This is a genomic window from Vibrio sp. Vb1554 (genome assembly GCF_033344235.1).
On the sequence record NZ_JAWPOJ010000470.1, the window covers coordinates 1 to 1,035 of the forward strand.

Annotated in this window: 1 protein-coding gene and 1 pseudogene; one reads left to right on the forward strand and one right to left on the reverse strand. The window is 45.4% G+C overall.

Annotated features, from left to right (window positions below; all coding sequences use genetic code 11):
• Positions 1 to 528 (forward strand): 4-hydroxybenzoate octaprenyltransferase (locus tag R8N28_RS27145; RefSeq protein ID WP_318183906.1); only part of this gene is annotated, 528 nt, incomplete at its 5' end.
• Between the two features lie 58 nt (positions 529 to 586).
• Here the strand turns inward: R8N28_RS27145 and R8N28_RS27150 are convergent.
• A pseudogene (locus R8N28_RS27150) lies at positions 587 to 1,035 on the reverse strand (glycerol-3-phosphate 1-O-acyltransferase); the annotation flags it as partial.

Here is a 1,035-nt window from a genome sequence, read left to right on the forward strand (position 1 = left end):
ATGAACCCCTTAACGATTCAGCTCTCTTTTGCGGGCCTTGTCTTAGCCTTTATCTATCCTTTTATGAAGCGTTACACGCATATCCCGCAGCTGTTTTTGGGATTAGCGTTTAGCTGGGCGATTCCTATGGCATGGGCGGCACAAACCGGTGAGCTACCAGTGATGGTTTGGTTTGTGTTTGTGATTAATGCATTGTGGACGATTGCCTACGACACTCAGTATGCAATGGTGGATCGCGATGACGATTTAAAAATCGGTATCAAATCGACAGCGATTCTGTTCGGTCGCCACGACAAGTTAATTATTGGAGTGTTACAGTTAGTGACGTTGGCGATGTTGGTGGGGCTAGGGCAGTTTTATCAATTAGGCCAGAGTTACTACTGGACGGTTCTGATTGCCGCATCATTGTTTGTTTATCAGCAGCATTTGATCCGCCACCGCGAGCGTGATTTGTGTTTCAGAGCTTTCCTTAACAACAACTACGTTGGCATGGTGATAGCTATAGGTTTATTAGTCGCGTTCTGGTAATCAATCCGAAGATCAAAAAAGGCATCCAATTGGATGCCTTTTGTTTTTTGTGTGTTTGTTATGCCTGAAGTTGGTGGATACTTTCTTCGATGGTCAACTTCACTTCTGGGTACAGCAGCGTAAACAGTAGCTTGGCAAATTTCTGCGTTTTCTTCTTATCGCAGTTACCGTCGCTATCGAGGTACTCTTGCTGTTTGAGCGTATTGAACATGGCGGTAAACACACCTTTGTCGAAGAACTCCGGCGCGTTGATACCGTGCAGGCGACCTAAACGTTGCGCGATGTCTTGGCTCTTCTGTTCCAGATCCGATTTACCCAATTCAGGGTACGCAACCAATAGGTTCATGGCGATGGAGTAACGCTGCAGCGTCTCAGTAATCGTGCGACCAAGTAGAACCAGCGGTTGGTTGTTTGATTGGTTGATTTCCAATTTGTTGCCATCAAGACAGATCATTTTTTGTTCGGCAAACTCATTCAACGTTTTCACCACAAGGTCGTTTAAATCTT